The sequence below is a fragment of the Pseudomonas sp. Pseusp49 genome (assembly GCF_059491875.1).
On sequence record NZ_CP168514.1, the window covers coordinates 2,501 to 24,451 of the forward strand.

5 protein-coding genes and 3 rRNA genes are annotated in these 21,951 nt (G+C 60.1%); 5 read left to right on the top strand and 3 right to left on the bottom strand.

Translation table 11 applies throughout. The features are described from left to right. Positions 1-29 precede the first annotated feature (29 nt). The 3 genes from ACEN83_RS00020 to rrf (ACEN83_RS00030) all read left to right on the top strand — a co-directional run bounded on the left by ACEN83_RS00020 (position 30) and on the right by rrf (ACEN83_RS00030) (position 3,418). Positions 30-2,923: ribosomal RNA gene (locus tag ACEN83_RS00020) — 23S ribosomal RNA — on the top strand. Positions 2,924-3,079: 156 nt separating this feature from the next. Continuing rightward, positions 3,080-3,195 (top strand): 5S ribosomal RNA (rrf, locus tag ACEN83_RS00025). A 107-nt stretch (positions 3,196-3,302) separates the two neighbouring features. Then, positions 3,303-3,418, top strand: a 5S ribosomal RNA gene (gene rrf / locus ACEN83_RS00030). A 125-nt stretch (positions 3,419-3,543) separates the two neighbouring features. On the opposite strand, the gene ACEN83_RS00035 is transcribed toward rrf (ACEN83_RS00030), so the two are convergent. Next, entirely contained in the window at positions 3,544-4,254 is a 711-nt protein-coding gene (locus ACEN83_RS00035) for a GntR family transcriptional regulator (protein WP_495579175.1), read from the bottom strand. Between the two features lie 194 nt (positions 4,255-4,448). Here ACEN83_RS00035 and lapG point away from each other — a divergent pair, with 194 nt between their 5' ends. Beyond that, entirely contained in the window at positions 4,449-5,141 is a 693-nt protein-coding gene (gene lapG / locus ACEN83_RS00040; RefSeq protein WP_007978958.1) for a cysteine protease LapG, read from the top strand. Positions 5,142-5,155: 14 nt separating this feature from the next. Beyond that, complete coding sequence (gene lapD / locus ACEN83_RS00045) at positions 5,156-7,102, top strand: cyclic di-GMP receptor LapD (RefSeq protein WP_495579176.1); 1,947 nt, start codon at positions 5,156-5,158, stop codon at positions 7,100-7,102. A 44-nt stretch (positions 7,103-7,146) separates the two neighbouring features. On the opposite strand, the gene ACEN83_RS00050 is transcribed toward lapD, so the two are convergent. Then, complete coding sequence (locus tag ACEN83_RS00050; RefSeq protein WP_015092944.1) at positions 7,147-7,485, bottom strand: hypothetical protein; 339 nt, start codon at positions 7,483-7,485, stop codon at positions 7,147-7,149. A 146-nt stretch (positions 7,486-7,631) separates the two neighbouring features. Further along, a complete protein-coding gene (locus ACEN83_RS00055; protein ID WP_495579177.1) occupies positions 7,632-21,836 on the bottom strand; it encodes a retention module-containing protein in 14,205 nt (4,734 codons plus the stop codon). Positions 21,837-21,951 lie beyond the last annotated feature (115 nt).

The window sequence follows — 21,951 nt, forward strand, 5'->3', positions numbered from 1 at the left end:
TAGTATAACCAGATTGCTTGGGGTTATATGGTCAAGTGAAGAAGCGCATACGGTGGATGCCTTGGCAGTCAGAGGCGATGAAAGACGTGGTAGCCTGCGAAAAGCTTCGGGGAGTCGGCAAACAGACTTTGATCCGGAGATGTCTGAATGGGGGAACCCAGCCATCATAAGATGGTTATCTTGTACTGAATACATAGGTGCAAGAGGCGAACCAGGGGAACTGAAACATCTAAGTACCCTGAGGAAAAGAAATCAACCGAGATTCCCTTAGTAGTGGCGAGCGAACGGGGACTAGCCCTTAAGTGGCTTTGAGATTAGCGGAACGCTCTGGAAAGTGCGGCCATAGTGGGTGATAGCCCTGTACGCGAAAATCTCTTAGTCATGAAATCGAGTAGGACGGAGCACGAGAAACTTTGTCTGAATATGGGGGGACCATCCTCCAAGGCTAAATACTACTGACTGACCGATAGTGAACTAGTACCGTGAGGGAAAGGCGAAAAGAACCCCGGAGAGGGGAGTGAAATAGATCCTGAAACCGTATGCGTACAAGCAGTGGGAGCCCACTTTGTTGGGTGACTGCGTACCTTTTGTATAATGGGTCAGCGACTTATTTTCAGTGGCGAGCTTAACCGAATAGGGGAGGCGTAGCGAAAGCGAGTCTTAATAGGGCGTCTAGTCGCTGGGAATAGACCCGAAACCGGGCGATCTATCCATGGGCAGGTTGAAGGTTAGGTAACACTGACTGGAGGACCGAACCGACTACCGTTGAAAAGTTAGCGGATGACCTGTGGATCGGAGTGAAAGGCTAATCAAGCTCGGAGATAGCTGGTTCTCCTCGAAAGCTATTTAGGTAGCGCCTCATGTATCACTGTAGGGGGTAGAGCACTGTTTCGGCTAGGGGGTCATCCCGACTTACCAAACCGATGCAAACTCCGAATACCTACAAGTGCCGAGCATGGGAGACACACGGCGGGTGCTAACGTCCGTCGTGAAAAGGGAAACAACCCAGACCGTCAGCTAAGGTCCCAAAGTTATGGTTAAGTGGGAAACGATGTGGGAAGGCTTAGACAGCTAGGAGGTTGGCTTAGAAGCAGCCACCCTTTAAAGAAAGCGTAATAGCTCACTAGTCGAGTCGGCCTGCGCGGAAGATGTAACGGGGCTCAAACCATACACCGAAGCTACGGGTATCACCTTCGGGTGATGCGGTAGAGGAGCGTTCTGTAAGCCTGTGAAGGTGAGTTGAGAAGCTTGCTGGAGGTATCAGAAGTGCGAATGCTGACATGAGTAACGACAATGGGTGTGAAAAACACCCACGCCGAAAGACCAAGGTTTCCTGCGCAACGTTAATCGACGCAGGGTTAGTCGGTCCCTAAGGCGAGGCTGAAAAGCGTAGTCGATGGAAAACAGGTTAATATTCCTGTACTTCTGGTTATTGCGATGGAGGGACGGAGAAGGCTAGGCCAGCTTGGCGTTGGTTGTCCAAGTTTAAGGTGGTAGGCTGGAATCTTAGGTAAATCCGGGATTCTAAGGCCGAGAGCTGATGACGAGTTACCCTTTGGGTGACGAAGTGGTTGATGCCATGCTTCCAAGAAAAGCTTCTAAGCTTCAGATAACCAGGAACCGTACCCCAAACCGACACAGGTGGTTGGGTAGAGAATACCAAGGCGCTTGAGAGAACTCGGGTGAAGGAACTAGGCAAAATGGCACCGTAACTTCGGGAGAAGGTGCGCCGGTGAGGGTGAAGGACTTGCTCCGTAAGCCCACGCCGGTCGAAGATACCAGGCCGCTGCGACTGTTTATTAAAAACACAGCACTCTGCAAACACGAAAGTGGACGTATAGGGTGTGACGCCTGCCCGGTGCCGGAAGGTTAATTGATGGGGTTAGCTAACGCGAAGCTCTTGATCGAAGCCCCGGTAAACGGCGGCCGTAACTATAACGGTCCTAAGGTAGCGAAATTCCTTGTCGGGTAAGTTCCGACCTGCACGAATGGCGTAACGATGGCGGCGCTGTCTCCACCCGAGACTCAGTGAAATTGAAATCGCTGTGAAGATGCAGTGTATCCGCGGCTAGACGGAAAGACCCCGTGAACCTTTACTATAGCTTTGCACTGGACTTTGAATTTGCTTGTGTAGGATAGGTGGGAGGCTTTGAAGCGTGGACGCCAGTTCGCGTGGAGCCATCCTTGAAATACCACCCTGGCAACTTTGAGGTTCTAACTCAGGTCCGTTATCCGGATCGAGGACAGTGTATGGTGGGTAGTTTGACTGGGGCGGTCTCCTCCTAAAGAGTAACGGAGGAGTACGAAGGTGCGCTCAGACCGGTCGGAAATCGGTCGTAGAGTATAAAGGCAAAAGCGCGCTTGACTGCGAGACAGACACGTCGAGCAGGTACGAAAGTAGGTCTTAGTGATCCGGTGGTTCTGTATGGAAGGGCCATCGCTCAACGGATAAAAGGTACTCCGGGGATAACAGGCTGATACCGCCCAAGAGTTCATATCGACGGCGGTGTTTGGCACCTCGATGTCGGCTCATCACATCCTGGGGCTGAAGCCGGTCCCAAGGGTATGGCTGTTCGCCATTTAAAGTGGTACGCGAGCTGGGTTTAGAACGTCGTGAGACAGTTCGGTCCCTATCTGCCGTGGACGTTTGAGATTTGAGAGGGGCTGCTCCTAGTACGAGAGGACCGGAGTGGACGAACCTCTGGTGTTCCGGTTGTCACGCCAGTGGCATTGCCGGGTAGCTATGTTCGGAAAAGATAACCGCTGAAAGCATCTAAGCGGGAAACTTGCCTCAAGATGAGATCTCACTGGGACCTTGAGTCCCCTGAAGGGCCGTCGAAGACTACGACGTTGATAGGTTGGGTGTGTAAGCGCTGTGAGGCGTTGAGCTAACCAATACTAATTGCCCGTGAGGCTTGACCATATAACACCCAAGCAATTTGCTGACCTGAAAAGGCACCAGATTGCGGTGTGTGAAGACGAAACGAACCGAAAGTTCGAGAGACTCACAAAACACCCGCTGTCACATACCCAATTTGCTGAAGCGAGGCCAACTGGCCACGACTCGGTACCCGAATTTCTTGACGACCATAGAGCGTTGGAACCACCTGATCCCATCCCGAACTCAGAAGTGAAACGATGCATCGCCGATGGTAGTGTGGGGTTTCCCCATGTGAGAGTAGGTCATCGTCAAGATTAAATTCCGAAACCCCAATTGCGAAAGCAGTTGGGGTTTTGTTTTTAGTAGAAGTCACCCATTTTCACCGGCACGTTGATGTTCTAACGGGCTGGTCACAGAATTTCTTGACGACCATAGAGCGTTGGAACCACCTGATCCCATCCCGAACTCAGAAGTGAAACGATGCATCGCCGATGGTAGTGTGGGGTTTCCCCATGTGAGAGTAGGTCATCGTCAAGATTGAATTCCAAAACCCCTGTCTGCTAACGCAGACAGGGGTTTTGTCGTTTCAGGGGTACTGAAAAGCCCGTTGTGGAGTCTCTCCACAACGGGCTTTCTCACGTCTTGTACTTGCCGCTGGGGGGTTACTTCGGTGTGTTTCTGGTCTGGACTTCAGGGCTGTTGAGGTAGCGCGTAATGACCTCGACCGCTCGGTTCAGGTGATGCTCGAGCAACTTCACGGAGTGTCCCACGTCCCGGTCCTTGGCGGCGCGCAACAGTGCCTGGTGGTCGTCCTGGGACAGTTTGCCCAGGCCCATGGCTTCCAGGTTGAAACGCAGGAACCGCTCTTCCTCATTCAGGCCGTCTTCAACCAGTTTCAACAGCCGGCGATTGGGTGCTCGGCAGTAAAGCGTCATGTGGAACAAGCGGTTGAGCCGGCCGATTTCGCTGTAGTCGCTTTGCGTTTCGAGTTCGTCGATGTAGCGGGCAGCCTGCTCGAGATCTTCGTCCTGGAGCAATGGCACCGAGAGACGCAGGGCCTCGGACTCCAGCAGGATGCGCAGCGCGTAGGTTTCAACGGCGTCTCCCTGGACCAGCGGCGCGACCACGGCGCCTTTATGGGCCACCACGTTGAGCAACGACTGTGCTTCGAGCTGGCGCAAGGCTTCCCGTACGGGCATGCGGCTGACGCCGAACAGATCGGCGAGGTCCTGCTGGCGCAGGGCCGCGCCGCAAGGGATGCGCCCGTCAAGTATCGCCGCGCGCAGGGTTTCTTCGATCACCGAGCGAGCCAGATGTGCGGGAATCGGCCCGTTGACCTTGATACTGCTCAGAGGGTTGGGCTTTTGTGTCACTAAACGCACCCTGAATAATGAATTTTTTGGATCCAAATGACACTAGTGACTGCCTGACAGCTTGTCAAACAAGTGAACGAATGCCTTTGTTTCAGTTTAGCGCGCCACCAGTGATCTCACCGTGCCATTGTCTTTTTCCGGACTAACCTTCACCATTCGAACAATTCTCTCCTGCCTACCCAGGATGCCTCGCATTGGCGGCATGTTTAACGATCCCCCGGATTTTACGCTGGCTGTGCAGCGCATTGCTGCTGGCTGGCGTGATGCTGGGCAGCTTGAGTGCCGATTGGGACTTCTCCCTGATCAGCCGGCGGGCGCAGGCATTGTACGGACCTTTGGGAGAGGGCCAGCAACGCATTAATGATTGGCAATACTTGTTGGCCAGTCAGAAGCAGATCAGCGAGTCGGAACAACTCAATGTGGTCAATCGCTTCTTCAACAAGCAGGTGCGATACGTTGAAGACATCGACCTTTGGCATGAAGTCGATTACTGGGAAACCCCGATCGAAGCCCTGTGGAAAGGCGCCGGCGACTGTGAGGACTACGCTATTGCCAAGTACTTCAGCCTGCGTCACCTCGGTGTAGCCAGTGAAAAGCTGCGTATTACCTACGTCAAGGCACTGACCCAGAACCGCGCGCACATGGTGCTGACCTACTACTCGAGTCCGGAGGCCGAGCCCCTGGTGCTCGACAGCCTGATCGATGCAATCAAGCCGGCCAGCCAACGAAAGGATTTGCTGCCGGTCTACTCTTTCAACGCAGAGGGATTGTGGTTGCCGGGTGCCAAAGGCAACAAAAAGGTCGGCGATACCAAGCGTCTGTCGCGCTGGCAGGATGTGTTGAAGAAAATGCAGGCCGAAGGATTCCCGGTCGAGACGACTAACTAGGAGCACGTGCTCAGATGTCTTTGTTCAAACAGCTGTTGATTGCTATCTGTCTGTTCCTGGTGGTCGCCTTCACCGGCAGTTTCATGGTCAGCCTGGAGAGCTCGCGCACTCAGTACGTCAACCAGTTGCGCTCCCATGCCCAGGACGCTGCGACCGCGCTGGCGCTTTCCCTGACCCCGAATATCGACGACCCGGCGATGGTCGAGTTGCTGGTCAGCTCGATCTTCGACAGTGGCTACTACGCGAGTATCCGCGTGGTCGATCTGAAGACCGATCAGCCCCTGGTTGAGCGCACGGGCATTCCGGCGGTCAACAACGTTCCGGACTGGTTCGTCAAACTGATCGGTCTGGAGCCCGCCGGTGGTGATGCGATCGTCAGCCGCGGCTGGGAGCAGGCTGCCCGGGTCGAGGTCGTCAGCCATCCGATGTTCGCGCTGGCCAAGTTGTGGCAAAGCGCCTTGGGCAGCCTGGGCTGGTTGCTGCTATGCGGCGCCGTCAGTGCGGTGCTCGGCGCGCTGTTGCTGCGCCAGCAATTGCGACCGCTGGATTACATGGTCAAGCAATCCCACGCCATCGCCCGACGGGAGTTCCTCAGCCTGCCGGAACTGCCGCGCACTCCCGAGCTTCGCCGGGTCGTGCAGGCCATGAACCAGATGGTCGAGAAGCTCAAGGCGCTGTTCCAGGAACAGGCCGAGCGTAGTGAAAAACTGCGGGTCGAGTCCTATCAGGATTCGTTGACCGGGTTGGCCAACCGGCGCTATTTCGAGATGCAACTGAATGCCCGGGTGAGCAACCCGGAGCAGGCCAGCTCCGGTTATCTGCTGCTGTTGCGGGTCAAGGATCTGGCCGGCCTCAACCAGCGCCTCGGTGGCCAGCGCACCGATGAAGTGCTCAAGGCCGTCGGTGAGCAACTGACTCGCGAGTGCGCCAAGTACCCGGAAACCCAGAACCTGGTGACCCGTATTCGTGGTGGCGAATTTGCCGTGCTGGCGCCGGGGCTGGTGCGCGAAGAAGCGCTGCAATTGGCGCAAAATCTCGACGGCGCCCTGGCCAGTCTGCACGCTACCGGCGCCACTGATGTGGCTGCCGTGGCGTCTATCGGCCTGGCGCCTTTTGCTCACGGTGACTCGCCGCAAGCCGTGCTCAGCCTCGGTGATCAGGCGCTGGCCCAGGCCGAAGGTCAGGGCGAGCAGAATTGGGCCTGCCTCGAACACAGCCTCTCGGCCAGTGTCGGCGACGATCACCACGCCTGGCATCAGATGCTCGACCAGGCGCTGACACAGCGGCGCTTCGAGCTGTATTTCCAGCCGGTAGTGGCCGCCCAGGACACGCAACTGGTACTGCATTACAAAGTGCTGTCGCGACTGCTCGACGAGCGCGGCCAGACCATCCCCGCCGGGCGTTTTCTGCCTTGGCTGGAGCGCTTCGGCTGGACCGCGCGCCTGGACCGGCTGATGCTCGAACGAGTGTTGGCGCAAATGAGCGAACATGAGGAGTCGCTGGCGCTGAATCTGTCGTCGGCGACCCTGGGCGACCCGCAGGCGCAAAACAAAATCTTCGAGCTACTGCGTGCGCACTCCAACCTTGGCCCGCGTCTGACCCTGGAGATTGGCGAAGAGCAACTGCCTGATCAGGCCGTGTTGGAGCAGTTGACCCGGCGCCTGCGCGAACTCGGCTTCTCACTGAGCCTGCAACGTTTTGGCGGACGCTTCAGCATGATCGGCAACCTGGCGCGGCTGGGGCTGGCGTACCTCAAGATCGATGGCAGCTACATTCGCTCGATTGACCTGGAGAGTGACAAACGCCTGTTCATCGAGGCGATCCAGCGAGCGGCACACAGCATTGATTTGCCGCTGATTGCCGAGCGGGTCGAGACGGAAGGCGAGTTGTCGGTGATTCGCGAGATGGGGCTATACGGTGTGCAGGGCCAGTTGTTCGGCGAGCCCAAGCCCTGGCGCTGATTCGATCGCTCCCACGCAGGGCGCGGGAGTGATCGGAGGGGGCGTCAGATCAGCCCGGTCTCTTCATCATCGATCAATTGGCTCAAGCCACCCAAGGCTTCACGGGCCTGGTTTCGGTCCATGAGTTTGGCCTGGGCCGCCGTCGGCAGGTCGGTGACGCGGATCACGCCTTTCTGGGTCAGCACCTGAATTAAGTCATCGAGTACCCGGATCATTTCCAAGTCGCTTTGCTTGAGCTGTTTGAGGCTGTTCTCCACCGCCGCATTGGCAAACCAGGCCTGGATTTCATGATTGTCGGCCGGCAGCGTTTCCGTGGCCTCGGCATAGGCGGCGGGTTCCACGCGTACCAACAGGCCCTGCGCATCGCGTTGCACGTAAAACATTGAGCATCCCTCAGAATTGAACCAGCGTCATGCTGTCAGCAGCATAGGTCAACTGCGCGCCAGTATGTGGCGCAGCGACGAAATCGTCACCGGGCAGTGGACACAAACGTGACGACCGCCCCGGAAGGGGCGGCCGTTTTCATGCATCAGCTGTTGTTGTGATCGATTTTGATGGTCGGATCGCTACCGGCAATCAGGTTGTGCAGGTTGGCGCTTGACCAGTTGTTGCCCTCCAGCTTGATCGTCACGTCCGGCGTGGCGGCTGCGGCATTGCCAGAGTTGAACTGACCGGTCGAGCTGACTTGCAGCGACGACACGCCATCGACCGTGGTGATCTTCAGGAAGTTGTCGATGGTGCTCCCGGTTTCGCCCTGCAACAGATCGCGCAGGTCGATCCGGTCGCCTTCGCTGGCCTTGAAGTCCTTGATCACGTCGTTGCCGGTGTCGCCCGCTTTCCAGACGAAGGTGTCGCCGCCCAAACCGCCAGTCAGGGTGTCATTGCCCTTGCCGCCCAAGAGAATGTCATTGCCGTCGCCACCGTCCAGCAAGTCGTTTCCGGTACCGCCGAGCAGAATGTCATTGCCGGTGCCGCCGTAGAGTTTGTCGTCGCCACCCTGGCCAAAGATGATGTCATTGCCGGCGGCGCCGAGCAGCGTATCGGCACCATCCTGAGCCCCAGACACATCGAACACGTTGTAGTGCTCGGTGATGTACTGGTGCACATTGCTTGGTGTGACCAGATTGGTCTCGACCCCGGTTTGCAGGCCTACAAAAGCCTGCAGCGAAGCGTAACCTTCGCCGGTGACGCTATTGAAGCTCACCAGGTCGCCGAAGATGATGTCATTGCCATCACCGCTGTTGACGGTGTCGTGACCCGGTAGCGTGGCCTCGCTGTGGCCGAGAATCGCGTTGGCCAGATCCGAAGGGTTGATATTGGCCAGCGGCTTGCCGTCGGTGGTGTTGTACGGCGCCAGGTCGCTTTCCTTGACGTCGCCGTTCAGGCCGATGGCTTGCACGGTGGAGTGGGCCGCCGCCAACAGGGCAAATGCCGCTGCGGCATTGGTGGCGCTGGTGCTGTCGACATAGCCATCGCCATCGTTGGCCGACAACTCATAAGTGCCGTCACCCTGCGCATGGAGTGTCAGGCCACTGTATTTTGAAGAGCTCCAGTTACCCTTGCTGTCCTCACTCCATTTGTAAACGGCGCCATTGGCATCGACCAACGTACGAGTTGCGCCGCCGATCACTGTGGTGAAAGCAGTGCCAGGCCTGTAGTCACCCAGTTTCAACAGGCTGTCCAGGGTCAGGTCCGGGGAGCTGCTTGACTTGAAGTTGACGACGACCGGGTTGGTCTGTTCATTGCTGGTGTAAGCGGTTGGTTCACCGTCGGTAATGAAGTAGGTGAGATTGATCGCATTAGGGTTGCTCTTCGCATCAGCACTGTAGAACCAGTTGGCGGTGGTCTTGAACACGTCCTCGTAGTTGGTGTATCCGCCCGATTTCATGCCGTCGAGAACCGACTTCAAGTTCGCCAGGGCATCCTTGCTGGACAGGTCGATCGAAATCGACTGTTTGACCGTCGTGTCGAAGTCCACGAGGAACACTTTCACAGTACCCGGATTCGCGTCTTTCGAAGTCGCACTGGCGATCAGCGAAGTAAACACCGCCTCCAGAGACTTCTTCGCCGCCGACATGGAGGCGTCGCCCATACTGCCCGAGCTGTCGACCATGAAGGCGATATTGTAGTTCTGACCTGGTGCGACCGTCAGCCCGCCGATATCCGACACCACGATGTCATTGCCACTGGTGCCGGTGACGGTGTCGTTACCGGCGGTGGCAGTGAGCGGGTTATAGACCGCTGGATTGATCGTGATCGGTATCTGCGTCGTATTGCTGGCCGAATCACCCTGGCTCTCGGTCGAGACTGCCGTCACGGTCAGCGTGTTGGTGCCGGTGGCGTACGGTGCCGGGGTGTAGCTCAACTTGCTCACATCCCACCCACTGAGGTTGACGACGCCGTTACCGGTTGTGCCGGTAAAGGTGTGCGTGCCATCGGTCAGGGTCGCACCCGCCGGGATTCCACCGATGGAGGTAATGGTCTGGGTTTCAGAGCCATCAGTATCCACCGACGTTACCTTCAAGCCCAACGCGATGCTGCTGTTCTCGGCCACCTGAGACGTGGTGGCGGTCACGATCGGTGTATCCGCGACCGCGGTCACACTGATGTCCAGCGTGGTGCTTGAACCGGTATTGGTGGTGTAGGTCACAGTCGGAACCTTGCCACTCCAATTGTCGGCAGGGGTAAAGCTGTAGTCACCGCTGGCAGCGACTGTCAGCCTGCCCACGTTTGCGATGGTGGCAGTCCCCCCCGCGTTGTACTCGATGCCACCGATAGTGAACTTGGTCACGCTCAGAGCGTTGTCCACATCACGGTCGTTGGTCAGCACGTTACCGGTGGCGACCTGGTCTTCAAGGGTGGTTTTGAGGTCCGCAGCCAGCACACTCGGGTCATCGACTGGCGTGACGCCGATATTCAGGGTCGAGGTGACGTTGGGTCCCGAACCGTCGGTGACGGTGTAGGTGACGGTTGGCACTGTGCCGTTGTAGTTGGCGGCCGGGGTGAAGGTGTAGGCCCCACTGGCTGCGATCACCAGGGTACCGACATTGGCGATGGTCGCCGTGCTGCCGGCCGTGTAAGTGGTCGAACCGATGGTGAAGTTGACCACGTTGACCGGACCATCGACGCTGCTCGTGCCGGTGAGCACGCTGCCGCTGAGGGCGGTGTCTTCCAGGGTAGAGACCGTTTCGCTGGCGTCTGTGAAGCTGTCGTTGACCGGCGTAACGCTGATGTTCAGGGTCGAAGTGTCGTTGGTTCCCGAACCGTCAGTGACGGTGTAGGTGACGGTTGGCACGGTGCCGTTGTAGTTGGCGGCCGGGGTGAAGGTGTAAGCACCGTTGGCCCCGATGAACAGGGTACCGACGTTGGCGATGGTCGCGGTCTGGCCGGCGTTGAAAGTGCCCGTAACGCCGTCGATGCTGAAGTTGACCACGCTGACCGGGCCGTCGACGCTGCTCGTGCCGCTGAGGACGCTGCCGGTCAAGGCAGTGTCTTCCAGGGTCGAGACCGTTTCATTGGCATCGGTGAAGCTGTCGTCGACCGGCGTGACGCTGATGTTCAGGGTCGAAGTGTCGTTAGGTCCCGAACCGTCGGTGACGGTGTAGGTGACCGTTGGCACGGTGCCGTTGTAGTTGGCGGCCGGGGTGAAGGTGTAAGCGCCGTTCGCCGCAATCACCAGGGTACCGACATTGGCGATGGTCGCCGTGCTGCCGGCCGTGTAGGTGGTCGAACCAATGGTGAAGTTGACCACGCTGACCGCGCCATCGACGCTCGAGGTGCCGGAGAGGACGCTGCCGGTCAGGCCAGTGTCTTCCAGGGTCGAGACCGTTTCGTTGGCATCGGTGAAGCTGTCGTCGACCGGCGTGACACTGATGTTCAGGGTCGAAGTGTCGTTGGTTCCCGAGCCGTCGGTGACGGTGTAGGTGACGGTCGGCACAGCGCCGTTGTAGTTGGCGGCCGGGGTGAAGGTGTAAGCACCGTTCGCTGCGATCACCAGGGTGCCGACGTTGGCGATGGTCGCCGTGCTGCCGGCCGTGTAAGTGGTCGAACCAATGGTGAAGTTGACCACGCTGACCGCGCCATCGACGCTCGAGGTGCCGGAGAGGACGCTGCCGGTCAGGGCGGTGTCTTCCAGGGTCGAGACCGTTTCGTTGGCGTCGGTGAAGCTGTCGTCGACCGGCGTGACGCTGATGTTCAGGGTCGAAGTGTCGTTGGTTCCCGAACCGTCAGTGACGGTGTAGGTGACGGTCGGCACCGTGCCGTTGTAGTTGGCGGCCGGGGTGAAGGTGTAAGCGCCGTTGGCGCCGATCACCAGGGTGCCGACGTTAGCGATGGTCGCGGTCTGGCCGGCGTTGAAGGTGCCAGTCACACCGTCGATGCTGAAGTTGACCACGTTGACCGGGCCGTCGACGCTGCTCGTGCCGGAGAGGACGCTACCGGTCATGGTCGTGTCTTCCAGGGTCGAGACCGTTTCGTTGGCATCGGTGAAGCTGTCGTCGACCGGCGTGACGCTGATGTTCAGGGTCGAAGTGTCGTTGGTTCCCGAACCGTCAGTGACGGTGTAGGTGACGGTCGGCACCGTGCCGTTGTAGTTGGCAGCCGGGGTGAAGGTGTATGCGCCGTTCGCCGCAATCACCAGGGTACCGACATTGGCAATGGTCGCCGTGCTGCCGGCCGTGTAAGTGGTCGAACCAATGGTGAAGTTGACCACACTGACTGGACCATCGACGCTCGAGGTGCCGCTGAGGACGCTGCCGGTCAGGGCGGTGTCTTCCAGGGTCGAGACCGTTTCGTTGGCGTCGGTGAAACTGTCGTCGACCGGCGTAACGCTGATGTTCAGGGTCGAAGTGTCGTCTGTGCCGGAACCGTCGGTGACGGTGTAGGTGACCGTTGGCACCGTGCCGTTGTAGTTGGCAGCCGGAGTGAAGGTGTAAGCCCCGTTGGCACCAATCACCAGGGTACCGACGTTGGCGATGGTCGCCGTGCTGCCCGCGGCGTAGGTGGTATCACCGATGGTGAAGTTGACCACACTGACCGGGCCATCGACGCTGCTCGTGCCACTGAGGACGCTGCCGGTGAGGGTGGTGTCTTCAGCGGTGGTCACGCTTTCGTTGGCGTCGGTGAAGTTGTCGTTGACCGGCGTAACGCTGATGTTCAGGGTCGAAGTGTCGTTGGGGCCCGAACCGTCGGTGACGGTATAGGTAACCGTCGGCACCGTGCCGTTGTAGTTGGCAGCCGGAGTGAAGGTGTAAGCCCCGTTCGCGGCGATCACCAGGGTACCGACGTTAGCGATGGTCGCGGTCTGGCCGGCGTTGAAGGTGCCAGTCACGCCGTCGATGCTGAAGTTGACCACGCTGACCGGGCCGTCGACGCTGCTCGTGCCAGTGAGGACGCTGCCCGTGAGGGCGGTGTCTTCCAGGGTCGAGACCGTTTCGCTGGCGTCGGTGAAGTTGTCGTTGACCGGCGTGACGCTGATGTTCAGGGTCGAAGTGTCGTCTGTGCCGGAACCGTCGGTGACGGTGTAGGTGACGGTCGGCACCGTGCCGTTGTAGTTGGCGGCCGGGGTGAAGGTGTAGGCACCGTTGGCACCAATCACCAGGGTACCGACGTTGGCGATGGTCGCCGTGCTGCCGGCGGCGTAGGTGGTATCACCGATGGTGAAATTGACCACGCTGACCGGGCCATCGACGCTGCTCGTGCCAGTGAGGACGCTGCCGTTGAGGGCGGTGTCTTCAGCGGTGGTCACGCTTTCGTTGGCGTCGGTGAAGCTGTCGTTGACCGGTGTGACGCTGATGTTCAGGGTCGAAGTGTCGTTTGTTCCCGAACCGTCGGTGACGGTGTAGGTAACAGTCGGCACTGTGCCGTTGTAGTTGGCGGCCGGGGTGAAGGTGTAAGCCCCATTGGCACCAATCACCAGGGTGCCGACGTTGGCGATGGTCGCGCTCTGGCCGGCGTTGAAAGTACCCGTCACGCCGTCGATGCTGAAGTTGACCACGCTGACCGGGCCGTCGACGCTGCTCGTGCCGGAGAGGACGCTGCCGGTCAAGGCAGTGTCTTCCAGGGTGGAGACTGATTCGTTGGCGTCGGTGAAGCTGTCGTCGACCGGCGTGACGCTGATGTTCAGGGTGGAAGTGTCGTTAGGTCCCAAACCGTCGGTGACGGTGTAGGTAACGGTTGGCACGGTGCCGTTGTAGTTGGCGGCCGGGGTGAAGGTGTAGGTCCCGTTCGCCGCGATCACCAGGGTACCGACGTTGGCGATGGTCGCCGTGGTGCCGGCCGTGTAAGTGGTCGAACCAATGGTGAAGTTGACCACGCTGACCGGACCGTCAACGCTGCTCGTGCCGGTGAGCACGCTGCCGCTGAGGGCAGTGTCTTCCAGGGTCGAGACCGTTTCGCTGGCGTCGGTGAAGTTGTCGTTGACCGGCGTAACACTGATGTTCAGGGTCGAGGTGTCGTTGGGTCCCGAACCGTCAGTGACGGTATAGGTGACGGTCGGTACCGTACCATTGTAGTTGGCGGCCGGGGTGAAGGTGTAAGCCCCATTGGCACCGATCACCAGGGTACCGACGTTGGCGATGGTCGCCGTGCTGCCCGCGGCGTAGGTGGTATCACCGATGGTGAAGTTGACCACGCTGACCGGGCCGTCGACGCTGCTCGTGCCGGAGAGGACGCTGCCGGTCAAGGCGGTGTCTTCCGGGGTGGACAGCGTTTCGTTGGCATCGGTGAAGTTGTCGTTGACCGGCGTAACGCTGATGTTCAGCGTACTGCTCGAGCCAGTATTGGTGGTGTATGTCACCTGTGGAACGTTGCCATTCCAGTCGGCAGCCGGCTTGAAGGTGTAGTCGCCGTTGCTGGAAATGATCAGCGTACCGACACCCGTGATGGTTGCGGTCTGGCCCGCCGTGAAACTGCCGTTGACCCCGTTCACACTGAAGCTTGCGACGCTCAGGGCATTATCGACATCGTGGTCGTTGGTCAGCACGTTGCCGATCGCGTTGTGATCCTCTTCGACGGTGATCTGGTCCGACTGCAGCACGCTGGCGTCATCGACGGCAGCCACGTGCACTACCAGTGGCAGCGAGGTGCTCGCGCTTGGGGCATCGCCGTCTTTGGCGGTGGCCGTTACGGTCAGGGGGATGTCGCCATTGAAGTTCGTCGGCGGTGTCAGCTTGAGCGTAGACAGGTTCCAGCCCGTAATGTCCACCGACGTCGAGCCGTTGGCAGCATTGAAGGTGTGGGTGCCATCGGAGAGGCTGGAGCCCGCTGGCAAGCCGCTCAGTGTGAGGGCGAGCGTTTCCGAGCCGTCGGCGTCATTGGTGTGGGCCTGGATGGTGGACAACAGGATCGCGTTGTCTTCAAGGCCCGAGTTGAGCACCTGAGTGACATTGATGTTGTCCAGCAGGCCGCCCAGGCTGTTGCTGTCCCCAGCACGGAACTCGAGTTTCTGGTTGCCATCGGCAGTGACCGGAATGTCGAAGCTGTAGTGCTGCATGCCCGTGGTCGAGGTGTTCAGGGAGCCAATGAGTTGACCGCCCCAGTACACGTTGATGAGCGAATTATCTACACCGGCGCGCGGTGCATAGTCGAACGATACGTTGTACGTGGTGCCGGCCTTCGCATCGATAGTGGTGTAGAGGTTGCTCGCATCACCGGTATTGCGCTCGAGTTCGATGACCTGGTTATCGCCGCCGGCACCGTAGACGCTGGCTTTGCCGATTTCGACCATGCCCCCGCGGTTGTCAGTGTGCCAGGCGCCGTTGCCGAGCTTGCTGACATCGACGTCGATACTCGTAGCGACTTCCTGGAAGTCGGTCGAGGCAACGATACCGCCACCGGTCAGCGACAGGCTCGGGGTATCGGTGACTGGCGCGACGACGATGGTGCCGGTCGCCGAAATGGCAGAAGGCATGCCACCGTTGTCGGTCGCGCTGTAGGTGAAATTGGTGGTGCCACTCCAGTCGCCGGTGGGTTTGAAGTAAACCGTTGCACCATTGGCCGTTGCGGAGATTACGCTGCTGGTGGTCAGCTCGATGGTCCCGGCGGCGTCTGCGTAAAACTTGCCATTGGCCGGCAGGCTGGTCAGGGTGAAGTGATTGACGCTGCCGTCAATGTCATTGCCGCCGAGTTGCACGGCGATCAAATGATCTTCATCACCACTGGCCGAGGTGGTGTTAACGGTCGGAGCGTCGTTGACCGGATTGACCGTGATGTCCAGCGTGCTGGTGGAGTTGGTGTTGGTGGTGTAGCTGATCTGTGGAACCGTTCCGTTCCAGTTCGCTGCAGGGGTGAAACTGTAATCGCCGTTGGTGGCGATAGTCACAGTACCGACGCCGGTGATAGTCGCGACTTGACCCGCGGTAAAGGAACCGGGAACGCCTTGTATGGTGAATGTCGCGACACTCAGAGTGTTGTCGACATCGATGTCATTGCCAAGCACGTTGCCCGTTGCCGCGTGGTCTTCATCGACGGTCTTGGTATCTGCAATCAGGACGCTCGGGTCATCGACCGGGGTGACGCTGATATTCAGGGTCGAGGTGACATTGCTGCCGGAACCGTCGGTGACGGTGTAGCTGACCGTGGGTACCGTGCCGTTGTAATTGGCGGCCGGGGTGAAGGCGTAGGCGCCGTTGGCCCCGATGACCAGGGTGCCGACGTTGGCGATGGTTGCGGTCTGGCCGGCGACGTAGGTGGTCTCACCGATGGTGAAATTCACCACGCTGACCGGGCCGTCGACGCTCGAGGTGCCGGTGAGGACGCTGCCGGTGACGGCGGTGTCTTCAGTGGTGGTCACGTTTTCGCTGAGGTCGGTGAAGCTGTCGTCGACCGGGGTGACGTTGATGGTCAGGGTCGAGGTGACGTCCGTGCCGGAACCGTCAGTGACGGTGTAGCTGACGGTTGGCACCGCGCCATTGTAGTTATCGGCCGGGGTGAAGGTGTAGGCGCCATTTGCCCCGATCACCAGGGTGCCGACATTGGCGATGGTCGCGGTCTGGCCGGCGTTGAAAGTGCCAGGAACGCCGTCGATGGAGAAATTAACCACGCTGACAGGACCGTCGACGCTGCTCGTGCCAGTGAGGACGCTGCCGCTGACGGCAGTGTCTTCCTGGGTAGAGACCGTTTCGCTGAGGTCGGTGAAGCTGTCGTCGACCGGGGTCACGTCGATGGTCAGGGTCGAGGTGACATTGCTGCCGGAGCCATCGGTGACGGTGTAGCTCACGGTTGGCACGCTGCCGTTGTAATTGGCGTCCGGGGTAAAGGTGTAGGTGCCGTTGGCCCCGATCACCAGGGTGCCGACATTGGCGATGGTCGCGGTGCTGCCGGCGGCGTAGGTGGTATCACCGATGGTGAAGTTGACCACGCTGACCGGACCGTCGACGCTTGAGGTGCCGGTGAGGACGCTGCCAGTGACGGCGGTGTCTTCAGCGGTGGTCACGTTTTCGCTGAGGTCGGTGAAGCTGTCGTCAACCGGGGTGACGCTGATGTTCAGGGTCGAGGTGACGTCCGTGCCGGAACCGTCGGTGACGGTGTAGCTCACCGTTGGCACGCTGCCGTTGTAATTGGCGTCCGGAGTAAAGGTGTAGGCGCCGTTGGCGCCGATCACCAGGGTGCCGACGTTGGCGATGGTCGCGGTCTGGCCGGCGACGTAGGTGGTATCACCGATGGTGAAGTTCACCACGCTGACCGGGCCGTCGACGCTCGAGGTGCCGGTGAGGACGCTGCCAGTCACGGCGGTGTCTTCAGCGGTGGTCACGTTTTCGCTGAGGTCGGTGAAGCTGTCGTCGACCGGGGTGACGCTGATGTTCAGGGTCGAAGTGACGTCCGTGCCGGAACCGTCGGTGACGGTGTAGCTCACGGTTGGCACTGTGCCGTTGTAGTTGGCGTCCGGGGTAAAGGTGTAGGCGCCGTTGGCCCCGATCACCAGGGTACCGACATTGGCGATGGTCGCGGTCTGGCCGGCGACGTAGGTGGTATCACCAATGGTGAAATTGACCACGCTGACCGGGCCGTCGACGCTCGAGGTGCCAGTGAGAAGGCTACCGGTCACCGGGGCATCTTCAGTGGTGGTCACACTTTCGCTGGCATCGATAAAGCTGTCGTCGACCGGCGTCACGTTGATGGCCAGGGTCGAGGTGACATCGCTGCCGGAGCCATCGGTGACGGTGTAGCTGACGGTCGGCACCGCGCCGTTGTAGTTATCGGCCGGGGTGAAGATGTAGGCGCCATTGGCGCCGATCACCAGGGTGCCGACATTGGCGATGGTTGCGGTCTGGCCGGCGTTGAAAGTGCCAGGAACGCCGTCGATGGCGAAACTCACCACGCTGACCGGACCGTCGACGCTCGAGGTACCGGTGAGGACGCTGCCGGTGACGGCGGTGTCCTCAGCGGTGGTCACGTTTTCGCTCGCGTCGGTGAAGTTGTCGTCGACCGGGGTGACGTTGATGGTCAGGGTCGAGGTGACATTGCTGCCGGAGCCGTCAGTGACGGTGTAGCTGACGGTCGGCACCGCGCCGTTGTAGTTATCGGCCGGGGTGAAGGTGTAGGCGCCATTGGCCCCGATCACCAGGGTGCCAACGTTGGCGATGGTTGCGGTGCTGCCGGCGGCGTAGGTGGTTTCACCGATGGTGAAGTTAAGCACGCTGACCGGGCCGTCGACGCTGCTCGTGCCAGTAAGGACGCTGCCGGTCACGGCGGTGTCTTCAGCGGTGGTCACGTTTTCGCTGAGGTCGGTGAAGCTGTCGTCAACCGGGGTGACGCTGATGTTCAGGGTCGAGGTGACGTCCGTGCCGGAACCGTCGGTGACGGTGTAGCTCACCGTTGGCACGCTGCCGTTGTAATTGGCGTCCGGAGTAAAGGTGTAGGCGCCGTTGGCGCCGATCACCAGGGTGCCGACGTTGGCGATGGTCGCGGTCTGGCCGGCGACGTAGGTGGTATCACCGATGGTGAAGTTCACCACGCTGACCGGGCCGTCGACGCTGCTTGTGCCAGTAAGGACGCTACCGGTCACCGGGGCATCTTCAGTGGTGGTCACACTTTCGCTGAGGTCGGTGAAGCTGTCGTCGACCGGGGTCACGTCGATGTTCAGGGTCGAGGTGACATTGCTGCCGGAGCCATCGGTGACGGTGTAGCTCACCGTTGGCACGCTGCCGTTGTAGTTGGCATCCGGAGTGAAGGTGTAGGTGCCGTTGGCCCCGATCACCAGGGTACCGACGTTGGCGATGGTCGCGGTCTGGCCGGCGACGTAGGTGGTATCACCAATGGTGAAGTTCACCACGCTGACCGGGCCATCGACGCTCGAAGTGCCGGTGAGGACGCTGCCAGTCACGGCGGTGTCTTCTTGAGTGGAGACCGTTTCGCTGAGGTCGGTGAAGCTGTCGTCAACCGGGGTGACGCTGATGTTCAGGGTCGAGGTGACGTCCGTGCCGGAGCCATCGGTGACGGTGTAGCTCACCGTTGGCACGCTGCCGTTGTAGTTGGCATCCGGAGTGAAGGTGTAGGTGCCGTTGGCCCCGATCACCAGGGTACCGACGTTGGCGATGGTCGCGGTCTGGCCGGCGACGTAGGTGGTATCACCAATGGTGAAGTTCACCACGCTGACCGGGCCGTCGACGCTCGAAGTGCCCGTCAACACACTGCCGGTCACCGGGGCATCTTCAGCGGTGGTCACGTTTTCACTGAGGTCGGTGAAGCTGTCGTCGACCGGGGTCACGTCGATGGTCAGGGTCGAGGTGACATTGCTGCCGGAGCCATCGGTGACGGTGTAGCTCACGGTTGGCACGCTGCCGTTGTAATTGGCGTCCGGGGTAAAGGTGTAGGTGCCGTTGGCCCCGATCACCAGGGTGCCGACATTGGCGATGGTCGCGGTCTGGCCGGCGACGTAGGTGGTATCACCGATGGTGAAGTTCACCACGCTGACCGGGCCATCGACGCTCGAAGTGCCGGTGAGGACGCTGCCAGTCACGGCGGTGTCTTCTTGAGTGGAGACCGTTTCGCTGAGGTCGGTGAAGCTGTCGTCGACCGGGGTCACGCTGATGTTCAGGGTCGAGGTGACATTGCTGCCGGAACCGTCGGTGACGGTGTAGCTCACCGTTGGCACGCTGCCGTTGTAATTGGCGTCCGGAGTAAAGGTGTAGGCGCCGTTGGCCCCGATCACCAGGGTGCCGACGTTGGCGATGGTCGCGGTCTGGCCGGCGACGTAGGTGGTATCACCAATGGTGAAGTTCACCACGCTGACCGGGCCGTCGACGCTCGAAGTGCCCGTCAACACACTGCCGGTCACCGGGGCATCTTCAGCGGTGGTCACGTTTTCACTGAGGTCGGTGAAGCTGTCGTCGACCGGGGTCACGTCGATGGTCAGGGTCGAGGTGACATTGCTGCCGGAGCCATCGGTGACGGTGTAGCTCACGGTTGGCACGCTGCCGTTGTAATTGGCGTCCGGGGTAAAGGTGTAGGTGCCGTTGGCCCCGATCACCAGGGTGCCGACATTGGCGATGGTCGCGGTCTGGCCGGCGACGTAGGTGGTATCACCGATGGTGAAGTTCACCACGCTGACCGGGCCATCGACGCTCGAAGTGCCGGTGAGGACGCTGCCAGTCACGGCGGTGTCTTCTTGAGTGGAGACCGTTTCGCTGAGGTCGGTGAAGCTGTCGTCGACCGGGGTCACGCTGATGTTCAGGGTCGAGGTGACATTGCTGCCGGAACCGTCGGTGACGGTGTAGCTCACCGTTGGCACGCTGCCGTTGTAATTGGCGTCCGGAGTAAAGGTGTAGGCGCCGTTGGCCCCGATCACCAGGGTGCCGACGTTGGCGATGGTCGCGGTCTGGCCGGCGACGTAGGTGGTATCACCAATGGTGAAGTTCACCACGCTGACCGGGCCGTCGACGCTCGAAGTGCCCGTCAACACACTGCCGGTCACCGGGGCATCTTCAGCGGTGGTCACGTTTTCACTGAGGTCGGTGAAGCTGTCGTCGACCGGGGTCACGTCGATGGTCAGGGTCGAGGTGACATTGCTGCCGGAGCCATCGGTGACGGTGTAGCTCACGGTTGGCACGCTGCCGTTGTAATTGGCGTCCGGGGTAAAGGTGTAGGTGCCGTTGGCCCCGATCACCAGGGTGCCGACATTGGCGATGGTCGCGGTGCTGCCGGCGGCGTAGGTGGTATCACCGATGGTGAAGTTGACCACGCTGACCGGACCGTCGACGCTTGAGGTGCCGGTGAGGACGCTGCCAGTCACGGCGGTGTCTTCAGCGGTGGTCACGTTTTCGCTGAGGTCGGTGAAGCTGTCGTCGACCGGGGTGACGCTGATGTTCAGGGTCGAGGTGACGTCCGTGCCGGAACCGTCGGTGACGGTGTAGCTCACCGTTGGCACGCTGCCGTTGTAATTGGCGTCCGGCGTAAAGGTGTAGGCGCCGTTGGCCCCGATCACCAGGGTGCCGACGTTGGCGATGGTCGCGGTCTGGCCGGCGACGTAGGTGGTATCACCAATGGTGAAGTTCACCACGCTGACCGGGCCATCGACGCTCGAAGTGCCGGTGAGGACGCTGCCGGTCACCGGGGCATCTTCAGCGGTGGTCACGCTTTCGCTGGCATCGATAAAGCTGTCATCAACCGGCGTAACACCGATGTTCAGCGTCGAGGTGGAACCGTCGGTGACGGTGTAGCTCACGGTTGGCACTGTGCCGTTGTAATTCTCGGCCGGTGTGAAGGTGTAGGCGCCGTCGGCCCCGATGACCAGGGTGCCGACGTTGGCGATGGTCGCCGTCTGGCCCGCGGTGAAGGTGCCAGGAACACCGTCGATGGTGAAGGTGACCACGCTCAGGGCGTTATCGATGTCGCTGTCATTGTTCAGCACGTTGCCGATCGCGGCGGTGTCTTCAGCAATGGTTTGGGTGTCGGCAGTCAAAACGCTCGGATCATCGACCGCGGTCACGGTGAGATCCAGAGTGCTGCTCGAGCCGGTGCTGGTGGTGTACGTGATTTGCGGTACGGCACCGTTGTAGTTGGCGTCCGGAGTAAAGGTGTAGTTGCCATTGGCGCCGATGGTCAACGTACCGACACCGACGATGGTCGCTGTCTGGCCTGCGCTGAAACTGCCGGTGACGCCGGCGATGGTGAAGCTGGCGACGCTGAGCGGTGTCTCGGCATCGCTATCGTTGTTCAGTACGTTGCCCGTCGCGACGCTGTCTTCGGCCAGAGTGCCCGTATCCGCGGTCAATACGCTCGGAGCGTTGAGGGTCGTGATGGTCGTGGTGTTCTGGTTGCCAGTATCGAGTGTAGTGGGAGTGGCCGTGGATTCAGGACCGGCGGTTGGGAAGCCGATGGTCGGGTCGACGCGGCCTGCCGTGGCGTCGAGCATCACGAAGCTGTGACCGCCCCCGGCGGCACCACCCGAACCTGAGGCGGTCGGGCCCGCGGCGGTGGCTTCAAGGTCTTTGGTCGGGTCGGCACCGGCGGCAATGGCTTGTTGCAGCTCTTCAACGGACGGCGCGGCTTGTGCGGTGGCCGCTGCCAGGTCAGCACTGGAGTCCGGCGCTTCAGCACTCCACTGAGTGTCGCGGCCCAGGTCGAGGGTGCGGCCATCGGCCAGTTCCAGGGACACGGCACCGGACAGGCCAGTGTCGATCTGGTCCCCGGCGAACAGTTTGTCGCCTTCAACGAGAACGCGGCGGATGCCCTCTGGGGACACCACGAAAACTTGACCGACAATGCTTTTGACGATGGCAACAACACTGCTCATTGAAGACTCTCCGGGGTGTCACGTTCAGTTGACTTCCATAGACCTGATGGCGTCTGCGCCGACCAGTCTGGACGTTACATTGCAAAATAGATGCACAAGTTTGACGCTTCAATTC